Annotated in this window: 2 protein-coding genes; both read right to left on the bottom strand. The window is 66.3% G+C overall.

The window, feature by feature from the left end; all coding sequences use genetic code 11:
* The coding region (locus B2W70_RS09865) for a putative solute-binding protein (RefSeq protein WP_286745283.1) at positions 1–405 on the bottom strand (405 nt) is incomplete at its 3' end.
* A 262-nt stretch (positions 406–667) separates the two neighbouring features.
* Positions 668–1,786, bottom strand: coding sequence for a glutamate 5-kinase (proB, locus tag B2W70_RS09860; RefSeq protein ID WP_286745282.1), 1,119 nt, complete (start codon positions 1,784–1,786; stop codon positions 668–670).
* Positions 1,787–1,927: the final 141 nt, after the last annotated feature.

The following is a 1,927-nucleotide window of genomic DNA, read 5'->3' as shown; positions in this document are numbered from 1 at the left end:
CTGGATGACCTTGCGCACGACTTCGTACGAGGCGTCGATGTCGACCTTGCCGCCCTTGACGATGGTGGTCGAGCCGATGGAGTCGATCGAGGTCGAGACCTGGTTGAACTGACGCAGCCGCAGGGCGGTGGAGATGACGGCATCGCACTGACCGGCACGGAAGTCTTCGACCGCCACGCGCTCGTCGACGTAGCCTTTGAGCTCGATGTCCACCTTCTGCTTTTGCATGGTGATGGCGTAGTCGGTGGCCTGGGCATAGACATCACCGGTCTTGCCGGCGACGTCCCAGACACAGACCAGGGTTTTGGCCTGCGCTGCGGGGGCAACGCCCAGGGCAGCGATGGTGGCGGATGCGGCCAGGGCCAGGGGCTTGGAACGCGAGAGTGCGCGAGAGAACAAGGACATGGAACAGGACTCCAAGGTGGGGTCGGAAACCGATCGGGTACAGCGTTGTAACGCCCCGCGTGGGGGTGTGTCCGACAGTGACAACCCTTGGTCCGTCCTTCTGGGGGAACCGGGTGCCCCGTGCGGGACCCGATCATCATGCCGTCAATTCAACCCTGCAATTGTCACCAGCCGGAAAGTGACCACAGCAGCGGTCAAAAATGCCCCCGCCCCCCTCACCCACAGGCCGGGGATAACCCTGATTTCACCCTGGCGCGAGCCGTCAAGCCAGGACGAGGTTGTCCCGGTGGATGATTTCGGCTTCGTTGACAAAACCCAGGCGGGCTTCGATCTCGGCCGAAGGCCGGCGCACCAGCAGGCGCGCCTCCGAGCTGGCGTAGTTGGCCAGGCCCCGGGCGATGTCCTCTCCGCGCAGGTTGCGCACGGCGATGACGTCGCCTCGGTGGAAATCACCGAGCACCTCGACCATGCCGATGGGCAGCAGGCTGGCGCCACCCTCGAGCAGGCGGGTGGCAGCGCCTTCGTCGACCACGACGGCGCCGCGCAGTTGCAGGTGGTCGGCCATCCACTGCTTGCGGGCGGTGACTTTCTGCGTGGCCGCCACAAACAGCGAACCGATGGACTCGCCTTGAGCCAGGCGCACGAGCACGTCGCTCTCGCGGCCCCAGGCGATGACGGTGGAGGCCCCGCTGCGCGCGGCGCGCTTGGCGGCCAGCACTTTGGTGATCATGCCGCCGGTGCCCACGCTGGAGCCGGCACCACCGGCCATGCGCTCTAGCTCCGGGTCACCCGCGGTGCAGACGTCGATGAAGCGGGCGGCCGGGTCCTTGCGCGGGTCGGCGCTGTACAGGCCCTTCTGGTCGGTGAGAATGACCAGCGCATCGGCTTCGACCAGGTTGGCCACCAGGGCGCCCAGGGTGTCGTTGTCACCGAACTTGATCTCGTCGGTGACCACGGTGTCGTTCTCGTTGATGACCGGCACGACCTTGTGCGTCAGCAGCGTCAGCAACGTGGTGCGGGCATTGAGGTAGCGCTCGCGGTCGGCCAGGTCGGCGTGGGTGAGCAGCACCTGCGCGCTGCCCATGCCATGCGAGCGCAGCTGGGTTTCGTACATCTGCGCCAGGCCCATCTGGCCGACGGCGGCAGCGGCTTGCAACTCGTGCAGCTCTTTCGGGCGGGTGGTCCAGCCCAGGCGCTTCATGCCTTCGGCGATCGCACCGCTTGACACCATGATGACTTCGCGACCGTCGGCGGCCAGCGCGGCCATCTGGCGGCACCAGTTGCCAATGGCCTCGGCGTCAACGCCCTTGCCTTCGTTCGTGACCAGGCTGGAGCCCACCTTCACGACGATGCGGCGGGCGTTCTTCAGGGTGTCGCTCATGAGCGCTTGGCCTTCTTGGCGGGTGCGGCCTTCTTAGCAGGTGCAGCCTTCTTGGCAGGTGCGGCCTTCTTGGCGGGTGCAGCCTTCTTCGCAGGTGCGGCCTTCTTCGCAGGTGCGGCCTTCTTCGCAGGTGCAGCCTTC

The sequence above is a fragment of the Aquabacterium sp. UBA2148 genome, from assembly GCF_002328915.1.
Taxonomy (GTDB): domain Bacteria; phylum Pseudomonadota; class Gammaproteobacteria; order Burkholderiales; family Burkholderiaceae_C; genus Aquabacterium; species Aquabacterium parvum.
This window is presented reverse-complemented; position numbering and strand designations above follow the sequence as displayed.